Raw genomic sequence first — 25,035 nt, 5'->3', positions numbered from 1 at the left:
TCGTCCCTCCCGCTCGCTCGATCGATCATGGTGCGGTCCCGGGCGGAGCGGCCGTATGCTCTGCTGCGCACGGCAGTTCGTTGCATCATCAACATCCTGCGGCGGGTTCACCGTCCCCTGCCGCGGCTTCGTGATGCCTTCCCGAGGAGAACAGCGCTCCCATGTACCGTCCGAGGCTCTCCGTCAAACAGGTGCGTACGGCCGTGGGGGCGCTGAGCCTGCTCCTCTTCGCCCAGACGGCGCTGTGGCTCTGCTACGACATCGTCGACCGCGGTCTGCCGGGCGCCTGGGAGCTGTGGAACTCGAACTCGGGCGCGGGACTGGCCGCGACCACCTCGCTCGACCTCGGCCTCGCGGCGCTCCAGCTGACGGCCGGATGGGCCGCGCTGATCCAGGCCCGGGGCGCCGGCGGCCTGCTGGTGGTGTCGTGTGCCGCGACCCTCCTGTTCCGGCTGCCGGTGGTCTGGTACATGCTGCTCGACTCCCCGTCCGACCCGTGGTTCGGCTCCCTCGAAGGCGCGCCGGTCACCGCCGTCGGCGTCACCTGCCTGCTCGCGGTGGTGATCGCCGTCGCCCTCGGCGTCCTCCTCCTGGACGTGCGCCGTATGGAGACCGAGGCCCGCGCCACGGCCGACCTGACCGTCGGCGGGGTCCGGCCGGTGAAGGTCACGGCGGCGGCCTCGGGTGCCCTGGTCACCGTGCTCAACGTCTTCTACATCGCCCGCAACGCGGTCACCGCGATCGACGTCGGCCCCCGCACCCTCACCGACCTGCTCGTCGGCAGGGGCGCCGGAACCTCGGTGCTCGGCGTCTCCTCGCCCTACCAGTGGACGTGCCTGACCGTGCTCTGCGGTCTCGGTCTGTACGTCGCCGCCCGGCGCAGGCCCGTCGCGACGGGCGTCTCGCTCGGCCTGGCCGCGCTCATGATGCCGCCCGCCTTCAGTGAGCTGTGGGGCTACCTCGTCGCCGGGACGGTGTCGCAGACGGCGGTCGACGTCGCCCAGAACCTTCTGGAACTGGTCGGTTCGGGGGCCGTGGTCGCCCTCATCGTGATCGACGGCCTCCGCGACCGCCGGGGCGGCCTCTGGCTCACGCCCACCCCGCCCGCGCCCGAGGACGACACCGCGCCCGCGACGCCCGAACCCGACCTGGCGTCCACCGACGCCTAGCGGCCCGCCCGCCCCGCCTGGTCAACTTCGGCACGCGCCCTTCAGGGCCTCTCCTCACCGGCGCGCCCCGCGGGCAGCAGCTCGCGGATGTCCGCGGGCAGCGCCTCCGCCACGTGGTCCATCAGCTCCGGGGCCAGCGCCGCGTCGAGCACCTCGAAGACCGCGCTGGCCTCGCGTACGGCCATGTCCTCGTCCGTCCCGGCCCGGGCGGCGATCCGTCCGGCGAGGGTGGTGAGGTCGAAGCGCTCGGTCGGCGCCTCCGCCGCCTGCCGCACCGGGGCGGCCAGTCCCGGGGGCAGCTGGGCGGCCATGTGCCCGGCGAGCCCGGACGGCAGCCGCTCGGCCAGCGTGGTCAGGACCGCCTGTGTCGCCCGTTCCGCCGGTCCTCGGCCCGGCAGCCGGGTCAGCGCCTGCACCTTGCCGATCATCTCGTCGTGCTGCATGAGGGGGAGGTCCTTCCTCATGGTGCGGTTCGTCGGGGAACGCCGACGTGGGGACAGTCCGCGAGTACCCGCATCCGCGCCACTCCACGGTGGCCCGGCGACATCCGGCGCCGTCACCTCGGGGCCGGTGCGGTGTCGGTGGCGTCGGGGGAGCGCAGCAGGCGCAGGAACGCCTTCACGCCCGCGATGATCTCCTGGTTGTCGGTGAGCCGGTCCACGGTGGCCTCGAACTCCCGGCCCAGCGCCGCGATCCTGCGCTCCGCCTCCTCGGCCCGCTCGTGCGTGCTCAGGGCCAGGGCGTCCATGGTGCGGCGCAGTTCGGCGAGGGCCCGGTACTGTTCCTCGGCCTTCTCCTCCAGGACCCGTGTCCCCGCCTCGGTGTGGTCGAGCCTGGCGCGCAGCGCGAGGACGTCGTCCCGGGGGTACGTGACGTCCTTCAGGAGGGTGCCGAGGCGCCGCCGGAGCTGGCCGAAGTAGGCACCGGCCGGGCGGAAGAAGGTGCTCAGCAGGAAGAACGCGGCGAACCAGTACCCGGTGAACCCGCCCGTCGCCCAGGTGACACCGAGGACGACCGCCGCCGTCAGCAGGTGGCCCCCGACCGCCGCCCGCAGCATCGTGCGCGCGATGCGCGCCGCCTCGGCGTCCCGGGCCGGGGAGACCTCCAGGCCCTTCTCGCGGCTCACCGCGATCTCGGCGAGCACGGAGTGCGCCCGGAAGTACAGGTTCCAGGGCAGCGTGAGCAGCAGCATCAGCCACAGCAGGCTGAGCACGCCCGCCCCGGCGGCGAACACCACCGAGGCCGGCGCCCCCGCCGTGTACGCGAACGCCAGAGCGGCGGCGGCCGCCACGACGGCCACCACCGCTCCCACGAGTCTGCCCATGCCCCCGCCTCCCGGTCCGTGCCTCGATGGGGCCATCGTCCCGGGCCCGGCGCCGGCCGGCATGAGTAGGCGTACTCAGACCGTCCGGTCAGCCGTGGTAGTTGATGTAGCCGTTGCCGTCCGGGTCGTTGGCACGCTTGGTGTACGAGTGGACGTCCGCGCGGTCACCGGAGGACTTGTACAGGTAGATGGTGTCCTTGTCGTTGTTCCACATGAAATTGCAGTTCTGGCGGTAGGCCACGTTGTTGGCGTCGGAGTCGGTGCCCTTGCCGCCGCGCAGCTTCACGTAGTCGCCGGGCTGCAAGTAGTGGTTGGCGGGGAACTTGTACCGGTTCCCGGCGGCGTCCTTGACGACGTAGCCCTTGAGGTTGACGGTCTTGCTGCTGGAGTAGTTCTTGATCGTCAGGTACTCGGCCTTGGTGTTGCCGCCGCTGCACCGGTTGTCGTCGCGGCCCGGTGCGTCGTACTGGATGCCCTTGACCTTCAGGGCCGAGCTGTACTCGGCGGCCTGGGCGGGTGCGGCGGCGACCGCGGCCAGCACTCCGGTCGCGGCGGCGGTGCCGGCGACGGCCAGGCGCGTGCGTATGCGCATGAGGTGATCCCCCCTCGGTGGTTCGGATGGTGCGGAGGGAGCCTATCGAAGGTGAAGGGCGTGTGTTGTGAAGGTGTGGGAATTGTGAAGCAGCCGTCGGCGGCCGGGGTGACACGCGGTCACCCCGGCCTGTCCGTGCCTCAGCAGTTGGGGATGACGGTCCCGTTGTTGTCACGCGCCTCGTCGTTGCCCCAGCGTGAGAGGTAGTACGCCGAGACGTACTGGTTGGCCGGGCCCACGTCCAGGTCCGTGCGCAGCCACCAGTGGTTGTAGTTGCCGGACCCGTCACGGATCTCCCGGCCCCAGACCTTGCAGAAGACGTAGTTGGTGCCCGCGTACAGGGTGCCCGTCTGGGTGGTGCTGGTCGGGGAGGCGTACCCGGGGGCGTTGGCGAAGGTGTCGACCCAGTACTTGCCGCTCTGCCCGGAGCAGCCGTTGTCGCTGGTCAGGTACTTCTGGTAGTACGAGCCGGGGTAGGGCGCCAGGGACACGCCGTTGATGCGGATCGTCTGGCCCACGCCGTTGTAGAGCTGCTCGTAGTGGATGTGCGCCCCGGAGCTGTTGCCGGTGGAGCCGGTGGTGCCGAGCTGCTGGCCCTGGGAGACGCTCTGGCCGTGGCTGATCGAGAAGGCCGCGAGGTGGAAGTAGTACGTCTGCCAGCCGCCGCCGTGGTCGACGACGACGTAGTTCCCGGCGCCGCCCGACTGGTAGTAGCGGTACGCCGTCCCGGACGCGGACGCCAGCACCGGGGTGCCCGCGGTCGAGCCGCCGTCGGAGCGGACGAAGTCCAGGGCGAGGCGGACCTCGGCCGAGTGGTGGCTGTAGGTCCACTGCTGGCCGCAGGGGTAGGGGGCCTTGAAGACCGGTGCCGCCTGGGCGGGGGTCGCGGTGAGGCCGAACAGGCCGATGACGGCGGCGAGGAGGACGGACAGGGCGCGTCTGGAGGGCATGGCGCGGACTCCTTCGGTGGGGGAGGGGGGTGGAGTTGCGGGGGACACGGGGCGCACGCGCGGCGCGTGTCCCGCACCGCGGACAAGGCATCGTATGGACGTGTCCATGACCAGGCTGGGAGGGTTTTCCGCCCCAGCCGAAAACCCCAGGTCGGCCGAGGGGCGGTGAAGTCGGCGACGGGCCCTTCCACGGCGCGCCACACCGCTGTTACATCACAGGCATGGCCGGGACCCTGCGCATCCATCTGAGCGACGCCGACTTCCGCCATGTGCGGTTCGCGCGCACGCCGGACCCCATCTGGGAGACCGTCCTCGGCCTGCACGTGCTGACCGCGCCGCCCGGCCCGCTGCCCGACCGGCTGCGCCGCTGGCGGAAGCGGGCCCGGGACCGCACGCGCCGGCACGACCTGCGCGGCACCTGCCGACTGCTCAACGACCTCGCCCCTGCCGCCGCCTACTGGCCGGACTTCCTCACTCCCGTCGAGTCGGAGGAGGGTATGACCGCCGGACTGCGCGCCCTGCGGGAGACCCCACGGGCCCGGCTGGCGAGGGAACTGCGTGAGACGGCCCGCCACCGTGCCCTCCCCGCGTGGACACGGCGACTCGCCGACGGGGACCGCGCACTCCTCGACGACATCGCGAACGCCCTACGGCACTTCCACAGCCACCTGCTCCTGCCCGACTGGGGCGAGACCGAGGCCACCGTCGCCGCCGACCACGCCCGGCGGACGGCGGCGCTCGACGGCGGGCTCGGCGCGGTACTGGGCGCCTTCACCCCCTTCACCTGGCAGGACCCCGTCCTCAGCGCCCCCTACCCGGTCGACCGCACCATCCGCCCACGGGGCCGCGGCCTGAGGCTGATCCCCTCCTTCTTCTGCCACACCGCACCCGTGGCGATCGCCGACCCCGAGCTGCCCCCGGTCGTCGTCTACCCCCTCCACCCGTGCGACCCGCCCGCGCCGGAGCCCGGCACCCGGCACGACGCCGCCCTGGCCCGGCTGCTCGGGACGAACCGGGCGCGCGTGCTGGATGCCCTCCTGGCCACCCGCACCACCGGCGCCGTCGCGGCCCGCCTCGCTCTGCCGCCCTCCTCGGTCAGCGGCCACCTGACCGTCCTCAGGGACGCCGGGCTCGTCACCAGCGAACGCGCGGGCCCGCACGTGCTGCACACCCTGACCCCGCGCGGCCGCCATCTGCTGGGCCGCTGAGACGGGCCCGTGGGCGCGCCCCTGCCTAGAGCTGTGTGACGCCGCCGTCGACGAACAGTTCGGCGCCGGTGGTGAAGGTGCTCTGGTCGCTCGCCAGGTAGAGGGCGGTGGCGGCGACCTCGTCGGGATGCCCGGTGCGGCCGAGCGGGGCCAGCGGGGCGGGCTCGGCCCCGGTGGGCCGGTCACCGTCCGGGAACGCCGCGCGCAGTTCGTCCCCGCCCGGGGTCTCGATCGGGCCGGGGGTGAGGGTGTTGACGCGGATGCCCCGGTCGGCGAGTTCCGCGGCCCAGGTGCGGGAGAGGCTGCGGATCGCGGCCTTGGTGGCGGCGTAGACACCCAGTCCCGGAACGGCCCGCAGGGCCGCGCTGGAGGACAGCAGCATCACCGAGGCACCGGGCGTCAGCAGCGGCAGCGCCTTCTGGACGGTGAAGATCGTGCCCTTGAGATTGATCGAGGTGGTGCGGTCGTACTCCTCCTCGCTGATCGTGCCGAGCGGGCTGTAGTCCCCGACCCCGGCGTTGGCCACCACGATGTCCAGGCGGTTGCCGCGATCCGCGATCTCGGCGAAGAGCCGGTCGAGGTCGCCGAGGTCCGAGGCGTCACTGCGGACGGCGATGCCGCGGGCGCCGATCCGCGCGAGGGCGTCGTCCAGCGCGCTCTTGCGGCGCCCGGTCAGGTAGACGGTCGCGCCCTCGGCGGCGAAGCGGCGGGCGATCGCCAGGCCGATGCCGCTGGAGGCACCGGTGACGAGGGCGGTCTTGTTGTCCAGCTGTCCCATGAGACTCTCCGATGTTGGTTGTAACCATTGCTGTTACATCAATGGGTGCGAAATGCGATCCCCCATGGAGCGGGGAACATGGAGCGGGGAACATGGAGCGGGAGAAGTCGACGGTCCGAGGTCAGGCGGTTCTGAGGATGTCCCGCAGTACGTCCTCAAGCGTGGTCTTGGCCAGCTCCCTGCGCAGGGTGGCCTCCACGTCGTCGTACACGGTGGTCATCACCGGTCCGATGCCGTGGCCGACGACGCACTCGGGGTCCGGTGTCGCCGGATGCAGGGCGAAGACCGGTCCCGGTTCGATCGCCTCGTAGACGTCGAGCAGGGTGATCGAGCCCAGGTCCCGCGCGAGCATCCAGCCCGCCCCCGCCCCCCGTCGTGAACCGGCCAGGCCCGCCTTGCTCAGCTTGGCCAGCAGGCGGCGGATCACCACCGGGTTGGTGTTGACGCTCGTCGCGATCTGCTCGGAGGTGGCGACCTCGTGGCCGCGTCGCTGGTACAGCCCGATCCATGTCAGGGCGTGCGCCGCGACGGTCAGTCTGCTGTTGGCGCTCACGCCGGACTCCTCCTCCCTCGCTCCCCGGTTCCAGTCGTAACGATAATTGTTACGACCGTCGGTGGCAAATCCCGCCGACCCTGTCCCGGCAGGACCTCTTGCGCCTGTGAAGGCACCTGCGGCTACATTCACACGGGGGGAGCGAAGATCGGCTCCAGGCACTGCCGTACCGAAGGAGATGGTGGAGATCAGCACGCAGGCCGACGCCACCGCACGGTCCCGCGCACCCCTGAGCAGGCAACGGGTCCTGGACACCGCCGTCGTCCTGGCCGACGAGGGCGGTGTCGAGGCGCTCAGCATGCGCAGGATCGCGCAGGCACTCGGCGTCGTACCCATGGCGCTCTACAAGCACGTCGCCAACAAGAACGAGTTGCTCGACGGCATGATCGACGCCGTGGTTGGCGAGATCGACCCACCGGTGACCGACACCGACTGGAAGGCAGCCGTCCGCCGACGGATCCTCTCGGCCCGCCGGATGCTGCTGCGCCACCCGTGGGCCGCCGAGGTCATCGAGGCGCGGATGAAGGCGCGGGCCACCCCGACCCCGGCGGTGATGGCGTACCTGGACTCGATGATCGGGATCTTCCGGGCCGGAGGCTTCTCGATCGACCTGGTGCACCACACGATGCATGTGCTGGGCAGCCGACTGCTCGGTTTCTCCCAGGAGTTGTTCCAGGACACCCCGGACCGCGAGCCGGACCCGGACGCGCCGCCGCCCGCGGAGATGGCCGCGCGCTATCCCCACATCACCGCGCTGGCCATGGCGGTCGCCCACGACGAGGCGTCCGTGGTCGGCTCGGGCTGCGACGACCAGTTCGAGTTCGAGTTCGCCCTTGACCTGACGCTGGACGGCCTGGAGTGCCTCCGGAAGGCCGACTGACAGGCGTCTGAAGCACATCGGACACCTTCGCCGTACCGCGCCGCGCCCCTTGACGGGTGTACGGCGTACACCTACCTTGCCGAGGAGGGGGGTGTACCCCGTACACCCCGCTGTCGGAGGCAACAGGATGGGGGAGAGCGATGAAGGCGATCGTCCAGGAACGGTTCGGCCCGCCGGACGTCCTGCGGCTGGTGGACACCGACCGGCCCGGGATCGGGACCGACGAGGTGCTGGTGCGGGTGCACGCCGCCGCACTCAACCCGTACGACTGGCACATGCTGCGGGGCGACCCGTACGTGGCCCGGCTCATGGGCGGGGTGGGGCTGACCCGTCCGAAGTCCCGGATCGCCGGGATCGACGCGGCCGGACGGGTCGAGGCCGTCGGAGCCGCCGTGTCCGGACTCCGGCCCGGCGACGAGGTACTGGGCTTCTGTCCGGGCGCCTTCGCCGAGTACGCGCGCACCACCGCCGACCTGCTGGTGCCCAAGCCGGCCGGCCTGACCTTCGAACAGGCCGCCGCGGTGCCGGTGGGGGCGGTGACGGCCCTGCGTGGCATCCGGACCGTGGGCCGGGTGCGGGCCGGACAGCGGGTGCTGGTCAACGGGGCGGCGGGCGGCGTCGGCATCTTCGCCGTACAGATCGCCACCGCCCTGGGCGCGGAGGTCACCGGCGTGTGCAGTACCGGGAACACCGACCTGGTACGGACCCTGGGCGCCGCACACGTCATCGACTACACGCGCGAGGACTTCACCGAGGGGCGCGTGCGCTACGACGTCATCCTCGACAACGTGGGCAACCACCCGCCGGCCCGACTGCGCCGTGCCCTCACCGCCACCGGGACCCTGGTAGCCAACGGCGGCGGCTCTCCGGGCCATCTGTTCGGTGCGGTCGGCTCCTTGCTGCGGCTCATGGCCATCAATCCACTCGTCCGCCAGCGACTCCGCCCGATCCTCCCCTCCCCGCCCGCCGGGCCGACCCACGACGACCTCCTCGCCGTCACGGCACTCATCGACTCCGGCAAGCTCACCCCGGTGGTCGACCGGACCTACCCGCTGGCCGACACGGCGGAGGGTGTGCGGCACGTGGAGCGGGGGCACGCGCGGGGCAAGGCGGTGATCACGGTGCCATGAGCGGACGCCGCCCCGCTTCTTTACCCGCTCTTTGCAACGTACACCTCCGGTGGCTCGTCTCTCCGCTCGATCCGTCACACAGCCCGCCGCCCGCACCGGGCGGCCGGACCGACGAAAGAGAGCGACAGATGCGCCGAACCGCCTTCAGTGCCCTGGCACTTGGCTGCACCGCCGTCCTGGCGAGCGCGGTACCCGCGTTCGCCGACGGCGGGAGCCCCACCCCGGCCCCCGCCAGCCCCACCGTGATGCCGGACCAGAGCGCCACCGCGGAGCCCAGCCCGGCCGAGACCACCGCCCCGACCACCGCGAGCCCAGTCCCCTCCGCCGAGCCGACCCGGCCGCCGCAGGTCTCCGTCGTCCCCAGCGGGGCTCCGGACACCGGCGTGGCGCCCACCGCGTCCGGCCCGGCCGGCCACGGCGGGCTGATCGGCTCGGGCGCCGCCGCCGCGGTCGTCCTCGGCGGCGGCACGGCCCTGGTCATGCGTCACCGGCGGGCGACCGGGGCATGATCCCGCTCTCCAGACGGGCCTTCGCCACCGCCGCCCTGGGCACGCTGCTCGTGGGCTGCGGTGGCCGCCCGGCCGGGCAGGACACGCGGACCGACGCCCCGAGCACACCGCCCGCCGGGCGGCGGCGACCCCCGAAGTCGGCGTCCGCGCCCGGGGGTTCGGTTCCGGTACGGCTCCAGATCCCGGCCATCGGCGTCGACACCCCCGTCCTGCGGCTCGGGCTCGCCCCGGACGGCAGTGTGGAGGTGCCCCCGATCACGGCGCACGACCAGGCGGGCTGGTACGAGCACTCCCCGACGCCGGGCACCACCGGACCCTCGGTGATCCTCGGCCATGTCACGGTAGGCCCGTACGGGGACGGCGTGTTCCGGAACCTGTCCGCACTGCGCCGGGCCCAACGCGTCGTGGCCCGCCTGGAGAACGGCGAGGCGGCGGTGTTCGCCGTCACCTCGGTGCGCACCGTCGCCAAGGCGGACTTCCCCTCCGACGAGGTGTACGGCGACGTCGGCGGACCGGAACTGCGGCTCATCACCTGCGGCGGCGCACGGACCGGCGACGGGTACGCCGACAATGTGATCGTCTTCGCGGCGCTGAGCCGTCGCTGAGCCGTCGCTGAGTCGTCGCTGAGTCGTCACTGAGCGGTCGAGCCGCCGAGCCCGCCTGGCGAGTACCCGAGCAACCCACAGGACCAGTGGCATCACGACCATGGAGAACGTTGAAACGGTCCCGCGAAAAGGCAGCCTCCGAGCTGTTCGCCGCCCTCTACCCACGTCTGGCGGGCTGGTGCCGCCGCCTGGTCGACGACGACGAGACGGCCCACGAGATCGCCTCCGAGGCGTTCACCCGGCTGTGGGCCCGCTGGAGCAGCGTGTCGGAGCCGCGCGGCTTCCTCTACGTCACCGCGGCCAACATCGTCCGGGACCACTGGCGCAAGCTGGAGCGCGAACGCCGGGCCGTGCACCGGGTCACCACGGAAGCCGCGCTGACCCCGCAGCCCGAACAGGCCGACCCGTCGGTGCGGTTGCTGGTGCAGTCGCTGCCGGAGCGACTGCGCGTCCCGATCCTGCTGCACTACTACGCTGACATGCCGATCCGGGAGGTGTCCGCCCTGACCGGACGCAAGGAAGGAACCGTCAAGGCCGATCTGCACGCGGCCCGCGAACTGCTCCGTGCCCACCTGAGGAGAAGCCTTGATCACTCACTCTGACGAGGACCCGGGCTTCACCCCCGACGACCCGCTCGCCGTCATCCTCCGGCCGCCCGCGGAGTTCCTTGGCCCGCCGCCGGGCCGCTACACGGCGGTCCGCCGTCGTGCGGCGCGCCGCAAACTGCTCCGCGCCACGGTCGGCGCAGTCGTGGCCTGCGGCGCCGCCGCCCTGATCGTGCTGCCCCTGCGCCCGCCGGCCACCGGCGATCCCGCCCGCCCGACCGGCCCCTTGGCCCCGCCGCTCACCAGCGTCCCGGCGCCGACCCCGAGCACCGGCCCGGAGACGACCACTCCCACGCCCTCACCGGAGCCCGCCAGCCCGAGCGCGAGTCCCACCAGCCCCACCAGACCGCCGGTCCGCGACCGCACCGCGTCACAGGACCCCACCAGGCCCTCGGCGACGGCGACGAACGCGCCGTCCGTCGAACCGTCACCGCCGCGCACCGGCGACGTGACGGCGCCTTCGCCCGGCACCGGGTGACGGTCGGCGCCAACAGGCTCGCACCAACAGGCTCGCTCATTCCGGCAACGGCCCGGCGTCCACACGCTCCTGGACCAGCACGGCGAAGTCCGGGCAGGTGGCCAGGGAGGTGTGGGTGCAGCCGAGGGCGCACTCAACGAGTTCCAGGCAGGCGCGGGCCCGGTCGACGGTCGCCTGAAGCCGCTGCCGGTGGGCCTCCAGCCGTACCCGGCGGCGGTCGGCGCCGTCGTCGGCGAGGAGGTCACGGATCTCCGCCAGACCGAGCCCCGCCTCCTTGCCGCGCAGGATCACCGCGACGCGTGCCAGGTGCGTCCCGTCGTAGCGGCGTCGCCCGGCGCTGTCGCGGCCGGGGGAGAGCAGGCCCATCGCCTCCCAGTGCCGTAGGACGTGCGGCGCGAGCCCGTAGTGTGCGGCGAGTTCGCCGATGGCCATGGGGGCGACGGTGGCGCTTGACTTCATGTCGGCATTAAGTCGCAGTCTGGCGCGCATGGCCAACACAACGACAGCGACGACCGGGCAGCGCGACCTCAGCGAACTGCTCACCCTCCTCGACCTCCTGGACGAAGCCCCCGCGGCCGTCGCCCTGCGCGCCCGCTCCTACGAACTCCTCGGCGTGGGCCCGGGGACCCGCCTGTTGGACATCGGCTGCGGCGGTGGGCGCGCGGTTGGCGAGGCCGCCACTCTCGGTGCCGCGGCGACCGGCGTCGACGCCAACGTCGGCATGGTGGCGGCGGCCCGGGAGCGCTGGCCCGACCAGCGCTTCGAGGTCGCCGCCGCGGAGGCGCTCCCGTATCCGGACGGCTCCTTCGACGCCTGCCGGGCGGAGAAGGTGCTGCACGAGCTGACCGATCCGGCGGCGGCGGTGGCGGAGGCGTACCGGGTGCTGGTGCCGGGCGGGCGTGTCGCGCTGATCGGGCAGGACTGGGACACCCTGGTCATCGACTCCGCGCTGCCCGCCCTGACCCGGGCGATCGTGGCCGCCCGCGCCGACCTGATGCCCAGTGCCCGGGTGGCGCGCGGCTACCGGAACCTGCTCCTCGACGGCGGCTTCGGGCAGGCGCGGGTGGCGGTGGACACGGCGGTGTTCACCGACGGACTGATGCTGCCCGTGCTCGGCGCGCTGGCGCGGGCCGCCGGCGCCGCGGGCGCGGTGAGCGCCGCCGAGGCGGAGGTGTGGCTGTCCGACCAGCGCGAACGCGCCGCGGACGGCCGGGCGTTCGTCGCGATCCCACTCTTCACGGCGACGGCGGTACGGCCCTGACCGGCGGCAATCCACAGGCGTGACCGTCAGCGGGGCCTGAGGCCGTGGAGCAGGTGGTGGACCAGGGTGTCCACGCTCGCCGTGGCCGCCTCGGGGGACAGCATGCCGCCGGAGATGAAGGCGGCCATGCCGTACAGGGCGACCCCTGGCAGGAGGTCGAGTTCCTCGGGGTCGCCCGGGATGATCTCGCCGCGCTCCTGGGCGTCCGCGATGACCTGGGTGAGGCCGCCCACGGCGGCGGCCATCCGCTCCGAGGCCTCGGGGTCGTGCTTGCGGGCGTACATCAGCTCCAGCAGCTCGGCGTTGTCCACGGCGAAGCCGAGGTAGGCCCGGGCGAGGGCGGTGAGGCGGGGTTCGAGGGGGAGGGCGGGGTCGTCGACGGTCTCCAGGGTCTGGCCGAGCCGCTCCCACCCCGCCAGCGCCAGCGCGTTGAGCAGGGCCTGCTTGTCCTTGAAGTGGCGGCCGGGCGCGGCGTGGCTGACGCCGACCTCGCGGGCGAGTTCGCGCAGCGACAGGGAACCGGCCCCCTTCTCCCGCAGGGTGCTTTCCGCGGCGGCGAGCAGGGCGGCGCGCAGATCTCCGTGGTGGTAGGGGCGGCTCCCGGGCATGGGGGACATCGTAACTCCATGTAGGCGTCGCCAGCATAGTTGTCACCGTCAGCATTGTTGTCATTGACATCATTGTTGGCGGTGCCTACATTCGAGGGTATGGCTGAGGAGAAGAAGACCAACGCATGGGCCGCGAGCCGGCTGCCCGACCTCACCGGTCGCACGGCGGTGATCACCGGCGCCAACAGCGGGATCGGCCGCACCGCGGCACAGGCCCTGGCAGGCGCGGGCGCACACGTCGTCCTCGCCGTGCGGGACCCGGAACGGGGCCGGGCGGCGGCGACGACGGTGCACGGCAGCACCGAGGTACGCCGCCTGGACCTGGCGGACCTGTCCTCCGTACGGGAGTTCGCGGCCGCCTGGCAGGGCCGTCCGCTGGACCTGCTGATCAACAACGCCGGTGTGATGATGCTGCCGCGGCAACGGACGGCGGACGGCTTCGAGATGCAGTTCGGCACCAACCACCTGGGCCACTTCGCCCTGACGAACCTGCTGCTGCCGCACCTCACCGACCGCGTCGTGACCGTCTCCTCCGGCGCCCACCGCTGGGCGGACGGCCGCATCCGCTTCGAGGACCTCAACTGGACGTCCGACTACGACCCGCGGCGCGCGTACGCCCAGTCGAAGCTGGCAAACCTCCTGTTCACCCTGGAACTCCAGCGCCGCCTGACCGAGTCCGGCTCCCCGGTACGCGCCCTCGCCGCCCACCCCGGCTACGCGGCCACCAACCTCCAGAGCCACACCGCGAACCCCGTCATGCGGGCAGTCCTGAGGATCGGCAACAGGTTCCTCGCCCAGGACGACGCGGCAGGCGCCCTGCCCACCCTGTTCGCCGCGACCCAGGACCTGCCCGGCGCGAGCTTCGTCGGCCCCGACGGCCTCGGCGAGTTGCGGGGCGGGCCCACGCTGGTCGGACGGTCGGCGGCGGCGAGCGACGCGGCAGCGGCCCGACGCCTGTGGACGGCGTCGGAGGAACTGACGGACGCCCACTGGCCGGCGGAGCAGCTCCCGGTCGCTCGCTAGGGCCTGGGCGGCGGGCGCCGCACACCCCGTCAGGGGGCGGGCCTTCCTCACCGACGAGCACCGCGGCGCGTGCCGCGACGCCCGTGGGTTCTCCGTGCGGGTTCACCCTCTTCGCTCACCCCACAACCCTTGTCCACTTCAGGTGCCCTGGCGTCCGGACCAGCTGGGGCAGCCCCCGCCTCACGGAAGGATCGAGTCGACGTAACCACCATCGACCCGCAACGCACCGCCCGTCGTGGCCGACGCCTGGTCCGAACTCAGGTAGACGACCATGTGGGCGATCTCCTCCGGCTCGATCAGCCGTTGCAGCAGGGAGTGCGGCCGGTGGGCGCGCATGAACGCGCGCTGTGCCTCGTCCCAGGGCAGGGAACGGTCGACCAGTTCGTAGACGAAGTCCTCCACTCCGCCGGTGTGCGTGGGCCCGGCGAGCACCGAGTTCACCGTGACGCCGGTGCCCGCGGCCGCCTTGGCGAAGCCGCGGCTCACCGCGAGGAGCGAGGTCTTCGACATCCCGTAGTGGATCATCTCGGCGGGGATGGCGACGGCCGAGTCACTGGCGATGTACTGCACGCGGCCCCAGCCGCGCGCCATCATCGACGGCAGGAACATCCGGGTCAGCCGCACCGCCGCCAGCACGTTGACCTCGAAGTAGCGCCGCCACTCGTCGTCGTCGATCTCCAGCGGTTCGGCGGAGCCGAAGATCCCGAGGTTGTTGACCAGGACATCGGGCTCGGGCACCGCCTCGGCGACCCGGTCGGCCCCCTCCGCCGTACCCACATCGGCGACCGCGGCGACGAACTCCGCTCCCGGTACCTCCGCGCGCAGCCGGGTGATGCTCTCCTCCACCCGTTCCTCACTGCGCCCGTTGACGGCCACCCGGGCCCCGGACCGCGCCAGCCCCGCCGCGATCGCCGCCCCGATGCCCTGGGTGGAGCCGGTGACCAGAGCGGTGCGCCCCTTCAGGTCGATGTGCATGCGTCGTACCCTTCCCCTGCTTCTCGGTCCTTTCGGCTCACCGTTCCCGCGAGGAGTCCGGTCTCACCGGGGTTGCTGCGAACGTGTCACCCCGACGCCACGGAGGAGGCCGCACGCGTGCGTGCGAGACTTCCCCGCACGACTGTGATGACGGAGGCATGACGCATGCGCGGGGTGGGACGGGCTGTCACGGTGCTGGCACTGGCGGCGGCGCTGACGGGGTGTGGCGAGGGCGGCGGGGGCCGTGCGACGGACGGGGAGGCGGCCACCGCGAGTGCGACGGCGGCACGGGCCGAGGACGAACTGACCGTCGCTCAGGTGCGCCGCGATGTCCGGGCGGCGTTCGAGGCGGTGGGCCAGGGGCGGGTCCGGTTCGCCGACATGGCGGAGGCCGGGAAGGTGACAGGCAACCCGTGCAGGGTCGTGGCTTTCCTGCGGACCGCGGAACCACTGGATCGCGAGGCCGTCCGCCCGGTGCTGACCGTCCTTGAGGAGCGGGGCTGGCGGTCGGACTGGCAGCCGCCGAGCGAGGATGACGCCGTCGGCTGGCACCTGGAGAAGAACCGCTGGGCCGGGTTCCTGGGCGCCGGTGATTCGCCTGAGGGCCCCGCGATGGTCGTGAGCCTCTCCGGTACCGCCTGCGGCGTCCCCCTCCCCACCCCGCCCGCGGCCTCCGAGACAGCGCCTCCCGGACTGCCCACACCGCCCGCCCTCACCCACTGACGCAGGGTGCGGGGCCCGACCAGGATCACCACCGGAGGGAAACCCGAGACATGGCCGTCATCCACGACACCACGCTCCGACCGACCAAGCTGGAACTGCTCACCTCCTGGCTCCCGACCCGCCCCTGGTACCAACGCGGCGCGGCCGGGCCCCAGTTGGCCAAGGCGGGCGGGTTCCGGCTGGACGACCCGGAGGGCGAGGTGGGCATCGAGTTCATGGTCGTCACGGACACCTCGAGTGCCGACCCGACCACCTACCTCGTCCCGCTCACCTACCGCGGCGCCCCGCTCGCCGGGGCGGCACACGCGCTCGTCGGCACCATGGACCACGGCGTGCTGGGTCGGCGGTGGGCCTACGACGCCTGCCACGACCGGGTGGCCATGGCGCAGTTGCTGGCCCTGATCGAGGGGCGGGCACAGGCCCAGGACCAGAACCTGAGCGACGTACCGGACCGGGAGGTCACCGCCTCCTGCACGGGTGCGGGCCCCCTCCGGGAGCCAGTCACCGTCACCGACGATCCGGACGGCACCGTCCTGGCCACGCCGCACGGCCCCGCCCTCCGCCTGCACCGCGTCCTGCGACCCGCGGACACCACCCCGCTGCTCGCGCCGCAGGACACCGTCGGCCATGTCACGGGCTGCTGGCAGACGCCGAACGGCACCCGCGCCAGGGCGGTGTTCGCCGTACTGCACGCCGACGGCGGGGCATAGCCGCGACGGCCCGCACCGGTGAGCCGTGGCCCCGTCGACGCGACCGGTGGGCGCCGTCCTCTGTACGCGTCGGTACTGGAGGATGACTAGGGCGACTTGGAACGGACCGTCTTCCACGGCTTCCGGTACGCGGTGCGCAGCCCAGCGGTGCCTGAGGAACGCCGATGACGCTTGCCGAGGGGACGGTGAACACGGGGTGAGCCGGGCCATGGCCACGGCGCTCCCCGTCCCAATCACCTCCGCTCAGGAGCGGTCCCGCAGCGCCAGTACCGCCCCGGCCGCCAGGACCGACAGCCCCGCCCCGCCGAGCAGCGCGATGTTCGTGCCGTCGCCCAGGCCGCCGCCCGCCGACGTGACCACGGCGATCGCGAGCGCCACCCCGGCCGAGGAGCCGATGTAGCGCAGGGTCTGCTGGGCACCCGAGCCCATGGCCGCCCTCGCGGCCGGAACCGACTCCACCGAGAGCAGTGGCAGCGCGGCGTTCAGCAGGCCGCTGCCGACACCGCTGACGACCAGACCGGGAAGGAGCCGCTGCCAGGAGTCGGCGTTGATCGCACCGAGCATCGTCAGCGCGCCCGCGGCGTGCAGGACGAAACCGAGGGCCAGCTGATGACGCGGTGGCACCCGGCCCGCCAGCCGCTTCGCCTGGAGCGCCACACCGAAGGAGAGACCCGACCAGAGCAGGAAGAGCCACGCCGTCTCGAGGGGGGACAGGCCGAGCGTCTGCTGGAGGATGAAGGGCAGGAAGCTGAACAGGCCGATCACCGCCAGGCCCGTGAACAGGCCGCCGACGGAGGACGCGAGGAAGCCTCTGCGGCGCAGCAGGCCCAGCTCGATCATCGGGCTCTTGGCGCGGCGCTCCACGAGCACGAACAGGCCGAGCAGCACGACGGCCGCGAGGAACAGCAGGCCCACCGGTGCGCGCAGCCAGCCGTCCCTGCCCAGGGTGAGCGCGGCGACCAGCGCGACCAGCGCCAGTCCGAAGGCCAGCGCGCCGAGGATGTCAGGACGTCCGTCCCTCGGGGAACGGGACTCCGACAACGTACGCGCCGACAGGGCCGCCACGACCAGCAGCGCCGCGCCCAGGACGCCGTACGCCACCCGCCAGTTCGGTATCGCGCCCGCCACCAGGGGGCCGACGGCGATGCCGCCGCTGACGAAGGCGCCCCAGACTCCGGTCGCGTGCAGTCGGCCGCGTGGGCTCGGGAAGGCGTGGACGAGGAGGCCGAGGCTGCTGGCGAGGATCGCGGCGCTGGCCGCGCCCTGCGCGATGCGGGCCAGCGTGAACAGCAGGGTCGAGGAGGCCAGACCGCCGAGTGCCGTGGTGATGCCCAGGGTGAGGGTGCCCAGGAGGAAGATCCGGCGGCGGCCGTAGTCGTCGGCGAGGCTGCCCGCGACCAGCAGGAGCGCGGCCAGGCCCAGGGGTGTGCCGTTGATCAGCCATGCCTGCGCGGAGAGCGGGGTGTGGAGGGCGGCGGCCGTGTCGGGGAGCGTGACGAGCGGCGTGGTGTACGTCATCAGCGTCACGGCCGTCGCCGCGCTGGTCAGCGCCAGGGTGGCACGGGGCCTCGGGGCCCGGTCGGCGCGTGTCCGAACGCCGTTTCTCGCTGATGTCGTGGCTGGGGTGTCCAGGGACATGGGGTCGGGGCCTCCGGAAGCGGTACGAGAAGGTTCGGTCATTGAACCGACGTGGTTGGTCACAGTAGCGCCAGGGGTCAGGTCATCGATCCCGGCTTCCCTTGTGAGTTCAATCACTGAACCGACTTGGTAGCCTGGACGGCATGGCGCTTGGCAAGGACTATGCGACGCAGGAGTGCTCCATCGCGGACGCACTGGAGATCGTCGGCGAGCGGTGGACGCTGCTCGTCGTCCGGGACGCGCTGTTCGGCGTGCGCCGCTACAACGACTTCCTGGTCCACCTCGGCATCCCGCGCGCCGTGCTCTCCGCCCGGCTACAGAAGCTGACGGAGCAGGGCCTCCTGGAGAAGCGCCGGTACCAGCAGTCACCCCCGCGCGACGAGTACGTCATCACCGCACGCGGCATCGCGCTCTGGCCCACCCTGCGCTCGCTCGGGCTCTGGGGCCGCGCGCATGTGACCGGCGCCCAACTGCGCAGCTTCCGGCACGCCGACTGCCGTACCGAACTGGGGGCGTACGGGGAGTGCCCGGCCTGCGGCGTGGTCGTACCGGTCGAGGACGTGCTGATGGAGCCGGGACCCGCGCTGGACACGAACCCCACGGACCCGGTGAGCCGCGCCCTGCTCACGCCGAAGAGGCTGCTGGAACCCCTCTCGGTCTGAGGAGACCCGGCCCGCGGGCACGTGTTGCCGACCCCACCGGTGAGTGGTGCGATGGAGGTGCTCTCACGTCCCGACCGTGAGAGGAAATGACCGCCGGGCGCACCCCGTCCGGGTCGCCGCCCGTCTCCGGAGAGCCGCGTATGAACACCTGTCGAGTCGCCCAGGTAGCCACCGCGAACGGGACCTTCGAAGTCGTCGAGCGCGAGCTGCCCCGCCCGGGACCGCGTCACGTCCGGATCGCCGTCGAGGCCTGCGGCATCTGCCACAGCGACGCCTTCTTCGTCGGCGCCGGAATGCCCGGGGTGCGCTTCCCCCTGGTGCCCGGTCATGAGGTCGCCGGACGCATCGACGAACTCGGCGAGGGGGCGCAGGACAGCGGCTGGCAGGTGGGGGACCGCGTGACGGTGGGCTGGTTCGGGGGCAGCTGCGGTCACTGCACCCCCTGCCGCCAGGGCGACTTCATCGTCTGTGACAGCCTCAAGATCCCCGGCTACGCCTACGACGGAGGCTTCGCCGACGCGATGATCGCGCCGATCGACGCGCTGGCCCGGATTCCCGACGCCCTGACGTCGGCCCACGCCGGACCCATGGCCTGCGCGGGCGTCACGACGTACAACGGTCTGCGGCGCGGCTCCGCCCGGCCCGGCGATCTGGTCGCCGTGCTGGGCATCGGCGGCCTCGGTCACCTGGGCGTGCAGTACGCCGTGGCGATGGGCTTCGAGACCGTCGCCATCGCCCGGGGAGCGGAGAAGGCCGAGTTCGCCAAGCAGTTGGGCGCCCATCACTACGTCGACAGCACGGCGGGGACGCCGGTCTCGGAGGCCCTGCTCTCCCTCGGCGGCGCGCGGGCCGTCCTGGCCACCGCCGGTGACTCCGAGGCCATCGCGGCGACGGTCGACGGCATGACGCACCGGGGCGAACTCATCGTCGTCGGCGCGAGCGCCGAGCCGATGGGTATCAGCCCGTTCCAGCTGATCATGCGGGGCAGGACCGTGCGCGGCCACCCGTCCGGCACCGCACAGGACGTGCAGGAAACCATGGCGTTCAGTGCCCTGCACGGCATCCGGCCCATGGTGGAGACCGTGCCCCTGGACGAGGCCGACGCCGCCTACCGGAAGATGCTGGACGGCAGCGCGCGCTTCCGTATGGTGCTCACCACGGGCTGATCCCATCGACGATCGCCCCGGGGGCCGGGGCGGTGTGCCGCGGGAGCACTTGCCCCCGCCAGCCGTCACCGGTTAGACTGGTGACATGCTCCATCCATTCCCTGGTGGCGCTCTGGCGCTCGACTTCCCCGGCACCCTGCGCTTCAGACACCGCTCAGAGCCCCGGGAGGACCTCAGTACTCCGCAGCGGCTCAGCGAGTGGTTCCAGCAGGCCGGGGTCACCCAGGACGAGATCCCGCTCGGGCCGGCGGACCTCGACGCGGCCCTGCGGCTGCGGGAGGCCGTCTACCGGCTCGTCCTTGCCAGAATGGCGGACGAGCCGTACGACAGCGACGCACTGGCACTGGTGAACGAGTACGCCCGCAAGCCGACCCCGGTGCCACAGCTCACCGCCGAGGGCCGCCAGGTGGAGGCCACCGCCGAGCAGGCGCTCGCGGCTGTCGCACAGGACGCGGTCACGGTGCTGAGCGGCTCGGACGCTTCCCTGTTCAAGGAGTGCAGCAACCCCGAGTGTTCGCAGATCTTCCTCGACCGCTCCCAGGGCGGGCGACGGGAATGGTGTGCCATGGACCCGTGCGGCAACAAGGTCAAGGCCGCCGCCTACCGGGCCCGCAAGCGGGCCGCCGAACGCAAGGCGCTCGCGGGCCGCACGCGCTGAGTGAGCGACCACGGAGGCCTTGGCCTCACGAGGCTCGCCACGGCCCCGTACAACGTGGCCATCTCAACGAGACGGCACCGCTGTCAGGCGCTCGCGCCGCCGCATCGCCGCGCTGTCGCACATGACGTGGAGGCCGCTCGCCGTCGCCCAGGACCAGGAGCCTCAGCGCCGGGCAGGACGGCGGGCGCGCCGAAGTGCAGCGGGGCAGGTGCTGTTCTCGAAGCTCTGCGACAACACCGCCCAACTCGACGCCCCTTGGCCGCAGGGTGGCTCACACGAACTCGACGTCCATGATGTCGATCGTGACCAGCTCGATGTCGCGCACCGCCGCGCCGTCGTCCCCGAGCGGGTGGACCACGCGCCTGGTGGGCACCATGATCCCGCCGAACTCGATGTGGTCGTAGGAGTAGTGCGCCGCGGGTCCGGCGTTGATGACCTCCGCCGTGTAGTCGTGCCTGCGGAGCAGCCCGTTCTCGTCGAAGTAGAAGATCTGCTCCCGGCTGTGCGTGGCCACCCTCTCGGGGAAGGTGACCTTCAGGCGGCTCCACGTCTCGTCCCCCTCCCTGACGGCCGGCAGTTCCTCGGTGCGGAAGCCGGGGGAGACGAAGGTGAAGGGGGACGTCAGATACGTCCACATCGCGTAACCGGCGAAGTAGGCGACGTGCAGGTCGTCCCAGGGGGTCTCCAGGGTGTGGCCCGCGAAGGCGTCCCGGGGCGCGCGGCGCTCCGACTGCGTCTCGCCGCGGTCGTTCTCCACGGCCACCCGCTCGGGGGTGAACGAGGTGCGCAGGCCGGGCGCGGTGAAGGGGAAGTGGCTCGCGTGCTGCCGGCGCAGGTCCACGCGTACGGCCGCCCGCTCGAACACGCCTTCCTGCCCCTTGAGCGCCCACAGGGCACCTCCCGAGCGGAAGTCGACGGTGGCCGACTCGTACCGGGCGTAGCGGTCCAGGCTGCCGTGCGCCTCGATGACCTTGGCCGTTAGATCAGTCATGTCCCTGTCCTTCTGGTCTGTGTGATGGTGACTGTCCTACTGATAATGACCGGTCGTCTTAAGAATTCCAAACGGAGATCGGCTGTGTCGCGGCTCATGCTCTGAACGTACGAACAGCCGCAACCGCTTGCAGAGGGGCGTGCCCCGACGAGCGAATCTGGTACTTTGAATGTGACCGATCGTCTTGAGCGCTGCATCGGAAGCCCGGAGGTCCAGCGATGCCCAGAGCCAGCCTGCGTGAGAACCTCATCGCCGCCGCGGTCGAGAAGTTCCACGCCCACGGCTACGCGGCCACGGGCGTGAAGGACATCACCGACGCCGCCGGTGCGCCAAAGGGGTCCTTCTACAACCACTTCCCGAGCAAGGAGGCCCTGGCGGTCGTCGCGCTCGACAGGTACGGCGCCACCATGCGGCTGGAGTCCCTGCGCGACGGGTCGGTCGCGCCGTTGACCCGCTTGCGCCGGCACTTCGAGTTCCTGCGTGACGAGAACATCAAGGCGGAGTTCAACCGCGGCTGCCTGGTGGGGGACCTCGCCGTCGAGGTCGCTGACCACAGTGACGCGGTGCGCGCGACGGTGCACGACAGTTTCCAGGCCTGGACGGACGCCCTCGCCTTCGCCGTCAAGGACGCTCAGGAGGCGGGCGAGGTGGCGAAGACGCTGGACGCGTCGACCTTGGCGCGGTTCGTGCTGAGCGCGTGGGAAGGGGCGCTGATCAGTGCCCGCGCCGACCGTTCGGCCCGGTCGTTCGAGGCGTTCTTCACGGTTGTCTTCGGGGTGCTGCTGCGCTGAGCCGCGGCGCGGCGGCCGAGGCCGTCCATGGAGCGTGCGCTCCAACAGGCCCCAGGCGGCCGAAGTTGTCGTGCGTCACCGCCTTGACAGGTGATGCGTGCCGTGTGACGATCGAGCGGCAACGGCCGCCACCCGCCGTGGTGCCTCATCGCACGGAGGAGATGTCGAAGTGGGACACGAAGCCAGGACACAGACCCCCGCCGCCAGGGAGGCCCGGCATCTGCGGTTCGGCAAGCTGCCGGAGCGCATCCTCCCGGAGGACATGGTCGAGGAGCGGCCCGCGGTGGCGCGCGACCCGGCGAGGGACGCCTTCAACCCGGACGAGTGGCTCGTGCGTGTCTGCCTCTGAGCGGCCAGGAGTGAACCACCCTCCCCGGGGAGTCACAGTGAGAATCCAGAGAACCCTGACCGCCGTCGTGTCGGTGTCGGCCGCCGTGGTGATCGCCTGCGGCTGCTTCCTCCAGGTCTTCTGACGGCCGGGTGCTGACGGCCCGGCCGGAGGAGGAGGCCAACCGGGCCGCCACCCCGAGCAGGGCGGCGGCCCCGCGCCGTGGGGGCGGAGAGGGTGACGAGCGTCACCGTCCGAGGCGGTGATGTGATCTTGCCAGATGGGTCGTCACCAGTCAGACTGGTGACTGCCGGGCCGTACGGCCGGTGCCGTGTGCCCGCTGGTCGAACCGGCGGTGCTTGCGGTGCCGTAGCGGCACCATGGTGAGCAGGCGGCTTCGGCGTCGACACGGAGGACAGGTGACACAACATGGCTGACACCCAGCAGAGGGCTCTGCTCGCGGGCGGCTGCTTCTGGGGGATGCAAGAGCTGATCCGGACGCTCCCCGGCGTCCTGTCCACGCGGGTGGGGTACAGCGGCGGCGCCGTCGAGCGCCCGACGTACCGCAACCACGAGGGCCACGCCGAGTCCATCGAGATCGTCTTCGACCCGGGCGTGACCGACTACCGGACGATCCTGGAGTACTTCTTCCAGATCCACGACCCGACCACCAGGAACCGCCAGGGCAACGACATCGGCTCGAGCTACCGGTCCGCCATCTTCTACCTCGACGACGAGCAGCGGCGCGTCGCGGAGGACACGATTGCGGACGTGGACGCGTCGGGACTGTGGCCGGGACCGGTCGTCACCGAGGTCGTGCCCGCCGGGCCGTTCTGGGACGCCGAGCCCGAGCACCAGGACTACCTCCAGCGCTACCCGGACGGATACACCTGCCACTTCCCCCGTCCCGGCTGGCGGCTGCCGCAGCGGCAGGCGTCCTGACCGCTGGATGACAGGGGCCGGGCCGGGCGCCCGCCCCTGATCCAGGAAGCGCCACGGCCCTGGGGAAGCGCCGTGCGAGAGCGGGTCGACCCCGCCGTGCCTTCGAGGTGCGGCGGGGTCGACCCGCTCTGTGCTTCTCCGGTCTCAGAGGCTCCGGCTCCTCGTGGCGAGGTCCGACGCGGCCTCCTCCAGTGCGGCCCGGTGGCCGAAGAGGCCGGGCAGACCGCCGGTGTGGAGGAAGACGGTGCGGCGACCGCGCGTGATGTGCCCGTCCTCCACCGCCGCGATCAGACCGGCCATGGCCCGACCCGTGTAGACGGGGTCGAGCACGATGCCCTCGGTGCGGGCCGTCCGGTTCAGGGCGGCCACGACCGGTTCGGTCAGGGCGCCGTAGCCCTCGCCGACCTGGTCCAGCCGCAGCCTCAGCCTTTCCGGTGCGGGAGCCGTACCGGAAAGGCCGGACAGCAGCGCGGTCACCACTCCCGCCGGATCGGTCACGGCGCCGCAGTGGACGCCCAGGACCCGGTCCGCGCCGAGCGTGTGGACCAGACCGGCCATCGTGCCGCCTGACCCGACGGCCACCACGACGGTGTCCAGGTCGGGGGCCTGGGTGAGCAGTTCCTGGGCGCAGGCGGTGTAGCCGCGGGCGCCCAGCGCGCTGGAGCCGCCGAAGGGGATCAGGGCCGGTACGGCGCCCTCGGCCCGCAGTCCCGCGGCGACGTCGGCGGCGGCCGCGGCGAGGGCCTCGGCGCGCACGTCGCCGGCCCATACGACGGTGGCGTCGAACAGGGCGTCCAGGGCGAGGTTGCCAGGTGCCGCGCCGCCGGGCGTGCCCGCCAGGACCAGCACGGTCCTCAGCCCCAGCCGGGCGCCCGCGGCGGCGGTCAGCCGGGCGTGGTTGCTCTGCGGGGCGCCGGTGGTCACGAGATGGGTGGCCCCTTCGGCGAGCGCCGCCGCGCACAGCCACTCGAGCTTGCGGATCTTGTTGCCGCCACCGCCCGTGCCGGTGAGGTCGTCGCGCTTGATCCAGAGGTCGTCCGCGCCGAGTCCGAGGTGCCGGGCGAGCCGGGGCAGGGGCTCCAGGGGAGTGGGCCAGGTGCCCAGCGGGACGGGCTGTGGGCCGTCACTTGCGGAGGTCATGACCGCATGATCGCACCCGTCGGCGTCCGTTCTCCCATCACTTCATCACCTGCTTGGCAGGTGATGTGTCGCGTGGCATTCTCGTCACCAGTTCAACCGGTGACGGTTTCGCCGTCCCGGATCTCCCGTGCACGGAAAGCGAATGAAGAAGATGGACCTGAAGCTCGAACTCATCGTTCTGCCCGTCTCCGACGTCGACCGGGCCAGGGCCTTCTACGAGAAGGCGGGCTTCCGCCTCGACGTCGACAAGGCCCCCACCGGGGACTGGCGCGCGGTGCACCTCACGCCGCCCGGCTCCCAGGCGTCGATCATCTTCGGCAAGGGCCTCACCCCGGCCGCACCCGGCTCCGTACAGGGCCTGTACCTGATCGTCTCCGACATCGAGGCCGCCCGCGAGGAGCTGCTCGGCCGTGGCATCGAGGTGAGCGAGGTGTTCCACGACGCCGGAGGGGTGCTGTTCCACGGCCACGAGGGTGGCGAGGTGACCCACGACCTGCCGGGTCAGGGACGGCTCACCGGCCGCCACCCCGAGGGCACCTCCTACGCCTCCTACGCCACCTTCAGCGACCCCGACGGCAACGGCTGGGTCCTCCAGGAGATCACCGAGCGGCTCCCCGGCCGCTGAGACCACCCCGGAA

The 25,035-nt window shown here is 72.2% G+C and carries 31 protein-coding genes; 18 read left to right on the top strand and 13 right to left on the bottom strand.

All coding sequences use genetic code 11. The features are described from left to right. The first annotated feature begins 161 nt into the window (after positions 1-161). Positions 162-1,169 (top strand): hypothetical protein, encoded by a 1,008-nt coding sequence (locus KBY47_RS09245; protein WP_210920503.1) that lies wholly within the window; start codon positions 162-164, stop codon positions 1,167-1,169. 41 nt (positions 1,170-1,210) lie between these two features. Here the strand turns inward: KBY47_RS09245 and KBY47_RS09240 are convergent, their stop codons facing one another. The 4 genes from KBY47_RS09240 to KBY47_RS09225 form a co-directional block, all read right to left on the bottom strand. Then, positions 1,211-1,612, bottom strand: coding sequence for a DUF2267 domain-containing protein (locus tag KBY47_RS09240; protein WP_210920502.1), 402 nt, complete (start codon positions 1,610-1,612; stop codon positions 1,211-1,213). 113 nt (positions 1,613-1,725) lie between these two features. After that, complete coding sequence (locus tag KBY47_RS09235; RefSeq protein WP_210920501.1) at positions 1,726-2,493, bottom strand: hypothetical protein; 768 nt, start codon at positions 2,491-2,493, stop codon at positions 1,726-1,728. Between the two features lie 88 nt (positions 2,494-2,581). After that, the gene (locus KBY47_RS09230) at positions 2,582-3,085 is read right to left on the bottom strand and encodes a lamin tail domain-containing protein (protein WP_210920500.1); all 504 of its coding nucleotides are present in this window, start codon (positions 3,083-3,085) and stop codon (positions 2,582-2,584) included. Positions 3,086-3,225: 140 nt separating this feature from the next. Further along, complete coding sequence (locus KBY47_RS09225; RefSeq protein ID WP_210920499.1) at positions 3,226-4,035, bottom strand: M23 family metallopeptidase; 810 nt, start codon at positions 4,033-4,035, stop codon at positions 3,226-3,228. A 221-nt stretch (positions 4,036-4,256) separates the two neighbouring features. Between KBY47_RS09225 and KBY47_RS09220 the strand changes: the two genes are divergently transcribed. Continuing rightward, positions 4,257-5,243, top strand: coding sequence for a helix-turn-helix transcriptional regulator (locus KBY47_RS09220; protein ID WP_210920498.1), 987 nt, complete (start codon positions 4,257-4,259; stop codon positions 5,241-5,243). Between the two features lie 25 nt (positions 5,244-5,268). Here the strand turns inward: KBY47_RS09220 and KBY47_RS09215 are convergent, their stop codons facing one another. Together KBY47_RS09215 and KBY47_RS09210 are read right to left on the bottom strand one after the other, a co-directional pair. Then, entirely contained in the window at positions 5,269-6,021 is a 753-nt protein-coding gene (locus KBY47_RS09215; RefSeq protein WP_210920497.1) for an SDR family NAD(P)-dependent oxidoreductase, read from the bottom strand. A gap of 121 nt (positions 6,022-6,142) precedes the next feature. Then, complete coding sequence (locus tag KBY47_RS09210) at positions 6,143-6,574, bottom strand: Rrf2 family transcriptional regulator (RefSeq protein WP_210920496.1); 432 nt, start codon at positions 6,572-6,574, stop codon at positions 6,143-6,145. 178 nt (positions 6,575-6,752) lie between these two features. Here KBY47_RS09210 and KBY47_RS09205 point away from each other — a divergent pair, with 178 nt between their 5' ends. The 5 genes from KBY47_RS09205 to KBY47_RS09185 all read left to right on the top strand — a co-directional run bounded on the left by KBY47_RS09205 (position 6,753) and on the right by KBY47_RS09185 (position 10,300). Beyond that, positions 6,753-7,454, top strand: coding sequence for a TetR/AcrR family transcriptional regulator (locus tag KBY47_RS09205; RefSeq protein WP_210920495.1), 702 nt, complete (start codon positions 6,753-6,755; stop codon positions 7,452-7,454). 140 nt (positions 7,455-7,594) lie between these two features. Beyond that, positions 7,595-8,584: an NAD(P)-dependent alcohol dehydrogenase gene (locus tag KBY47_RS09200; RefSeq protein WP_210920494.1), complete on the top strand. Its 990-nt coding sequence runs from the start codon at positions 7,595-7,597 to the stop codon at positions 8,582-8,584. Between the two features lie 128 nt (positions 8,585-8,712). Beyond that, positions 8,713-9,093 (top strand): Tat pathway signal sequence domain protein, encoded by a 381-nt coding sequence (locus KBY47_RS09195; protein WP_210920493.1) that lies wholly within the window; start codon positions 8,713-8,715, stop codon positions 9,091-9,093. Further along, complete coding sequence (locus KBY47_RS09190; RefSeq protein ID WP_210920492.1) at positions 9,090-9,698, top strand: class F sortase; 609 nt, start codon at positions 9,090-9,092, stop codon at positions 9,696-9,698. The genes KBY47_RS09195 and KBY47_RS09190 overlap by 4 nt, the downstream gene beginning before the upstream one ends. A 110-nt stretch (positions 9,699-9,808) precedes the next feature. After that, positions 9,809-10,300 (top strand): RNA polymerase sigma factor, encoded by a 492-nt coding sequence (locus KBY47_RS09185; protein ID WP_210920491.1) that lies wholly within the window; start codon positions 9,809-9,811, stop codon positions 10,298-10,300. 84 nt (positions 10,301-10,384) lie between these two features. Here KBY47_RS09185 and KBY47_RS09180 read toward each other — a convergent pair whose 3' ends face one another. Together KBY47_RS09180 and KBY47_RS09175 are read right to left on the bottom strand one after the other, a co-directional pair. Continuing rightward, positions 10,385-10,774 carry a hypothetical protein gene (locus KBY47_RS09180; RefSeq protein ID WP_210920490.1) on the bottom strand — a complete coding sequence of 130 codons (390 nt, stop codon included), beginning with the start codon at positions 10,772-10,774 and terminating at the stop codon, positions 10,385-10,387. Between the two features lie 43 nt (positions 10,775-10,817). Then, positions 10,818-11,240: a MerR family transcriptional regulator gene (locus tag KBY47_RS09175; RefSeq protein ID WP_210920489.1), complete on the bottom strand. Its 423-nt coding sequence runs from the start codon at positions 11,238-11,240 to the stop codon at positions 10,818-10,820. A 28-nt stretch (positions 11,241-11,268) separates the two neighbouring features. Between KBY47_RS09175 and KBY47_RS09170 the strand changes: the two genes are divergently transcribed. Continuing rightward, positions 11,269-12,042, top strand: a complete 774-nt coding sequence (locus KBY47_RS09170) for a methyltransferase domain-containing protein (RefSeq protein WP_210920488.1) — start codon at positions 11,269-11,271, stop codon at positions 12,040-12,042. 26 nt (positions 12,043-12,068) lie between these two features. Here the strand turns inward: KBY47_RS09170 and KBY47_RS09165 are convergent, their stop codons facing one another. Further along, positions 12,069-12,659 carry a TetR/AcrR family transcriptional regulator gene (locus KBY47_RS09165; RefSeq protein WP_210920487.1) on the bottom strand — a complete coding sequence of 197 codons (591 nt, stop codon included), beginning with the start codon at positions 12,657-12,659 and terminating at the stop codon, positions 12,069-12,071. A 90-nt stretch (positions 12,660-12,749) separates the two neighbouring features. Between KBY47_RS09165 and KBY47_RS09160 the strand changes: the two genes are divergently transcribed. Then, positions 12,750-13,673 (top strand): oxidoreductase, encoded by a 924-nt coding sequence (locus KBY47_RS09160; protein WP_210920486.1) that lies wholly within the window; start codon positions 12,750-12,752, stop codon positions 13,671-13,673. 180 nt (positions 13,674-13,853) lie between these two features. On the opposite strand, the gene KBY47_RS09155 is transcribed toward KBY47_RS09160, so the two are convergent. Further along, positions 13,854-14,648, bottom strand: coding sequence for an SDR family NAD(P)-dependent oxidoreductase (locus KBY47_RS09155; protein ID WP_210920485.1), 795 nt, complete (start codon positions 14,646-14,648; stop codon positions 13,854-13,856). 165 nt (positions 14,649-14,813) lie between these two features. Between KBY47_RS09155 and KBY47_RS09150 the strand changes: the two genes are divergently transcribed. Beyond that, a complete protein-coding gene (locus tag KBY47_RS09150) occupies positions 14,814-15,371 on the top strand; it encodes a hypothetical protein (protein WP_210920484.1) in 558 nt (185 codons plus the stop codon). Positions 15,372-15,421: 50 nt separating this feature from the next. Next, on the top strand, positions 15,422-16,081 hold the full coding sequence (locus KBY47_RS09145) for a 1,4-alpha-glucan branching protein (RefSeq protein WP_210920483.1): 660 nt from the start codon (positions 15,422-15,424) through the stop codon (positions 16,079-16,081). Positions 16,082-16,324: 243 nt separating this feature from the next. Here the strand turns inward: KBY47_RS09145 and KBY47_RS09140 are convergent, their stop codons facing one another. Further along, entirely contained in the window at positions 16,325-17,719 is a 1,395-nt protein-coding gene (locus KBY47_RS09140) for an MFS transporter (protein WP_210920482.1), read from the bottom strand. Between the two features lie 143 nt (positions 17,720-17,862). Between KBY47_RS09140 and KBY47_RS09135 the strand changes: the two genes are divergently transcribed. The 3 genes from KBY47_RS09135 (at position 17,863) to KBY47_RS09125 (ending at position 20,205) form a co-directional block, all read left to right on the top strand. Then, positions 17,863-18,381 (top strand): helix-turn-helix domain-containing protein, encoded by a 519-nt coding sequence (locus KBY47_RS09135; RefSeq protein WP_210920481.1) that lies wholly within the window; start codon positions 17,863-17,865, stop codon positions 18,379-18,381. A gap of 140 nt (positions 18,382-18,521) precedes the next feature. Beyond that, positions 18,522-19,547, top strand: a complete 1,026-nt coding sequence (locus KBY47_RS09130; protein ID WP_210920480.1) for an alcohol dehydrogenase — start codon at positions 18,522-18,524, stop codon at positions 19,545-19,547. An 85-nt stretch (positions 19,548-19,632) separates the two neighbouring features. After that, a complete protein-coding gene (locus KBY47_RS09125; RefSeq protein WP_210920479.1) occupies positions 19,633-20,205 on the top strand; it encodes an ABATE domain-containing protein in 573 nt (190 codons plus the stop codon). A gap of 271 nt (positions 20,206-20,476) precedes the next feature. Here the strand turns inward: KBY47_RS09125 and KBY47_RS09120 are convergent, their stop codons facing one another. Next, the gene (locus tag KBY47_RS09120) at positions 20,477-21,196 is read right to left on the bottom strand and encodes a hypothetical protein (protein WP_210920478.1); all 720 of its coding nucleotides are present in this window, start codon (positions 21,194-21,196) and stop codon (positions 20,477-20,479) included. Positions 21,197-21,414: 218 nt separating this feature from the next. On the opposite strand from KBY47_RS09120, the gene KBY47_RS09115 reads away from it, so the two are divergent. From KBY47_RS09115 to msrA, 3 genes are all read left to right on the top strand, one after another. Beyond that, on the top strand, positions 21,415-21,987 hold the full coding sequence (locus KBY47_RS09115) for a TetR/AcrR family transcriptional regulator (protein ID WP_210920477.1): 573 nt from the start codon (positions 21,415-21,417) through the stop codon (positions 21,985-21,987). A gap of 169 nt (positions 21,988-22,156) precedes the next feature. Continuing rightward, a complete protein-coding gene (locus tag KBY47_RS09110) occupies positions 22,157-22,336 on the top strand; it encodes a hypothetical protein (RefSeq protein WP_210920476.1) in 180 nt (59 codons plus the stop codon). Positions 22,337-22,744: 408 nt separating this feature from the next. Further along, complete coding sequence (msrA, locus tag KBY47_RS09105) at positions 22,745-23,257, top strand: peptide-methionine (S)-S-oxide reductase MsrA (RefSeq protein WP_210920475.1); 513 nt, start codon at positions 22,745-22,747, stop codon at positions 23,255-23,257. A 144-nt stretch (positions 23,258-23,401) separates the two neighbouring features. Here msrA and KBY47_RS09100 read toward each other — a convergent pair whose 3' ends face one another. Then, positions 23,402-24,397: a D-cysteine desulfhydrase family protein gene (locus KBY47_RS09100; RefSeq protein WP_210920474.1), complete on the bottom strand. Its 996-nt coding sequence runs from the start codon at positions 24,395-24,397 to the stop codon at positions 23,402-23,404. Between the two features lie 151 nt (positions 24,398-24,548). Between KBY47_RS09100 and KBY47_RS09095 the strand changes: the two genes are divergently transcribed. Next, positions 24,549-25,022 (top strand): VOC family protein, encoded by a 474-nt coding sequence (locus KBY47_RS09095; RefSeq protein WP_210920643.1) that lies wholly within the window; start codon positions 24,549-24,551, stop codon positions 25,020-25,022. Positions 25,023-25,035: the final 13 nt, after the last annotated feature.

Source organism: Streptomyces sp. B93 (assembly GCF_018070565.1).
Lineage (GTDB): Bacteria > Actinomycetota > Actinomycetes > Streptomycetales > Streptomycetaceae > Streptomyces.
This window is presented reverse-complemented; position numbering and strand designations above follow the sequence as displayed.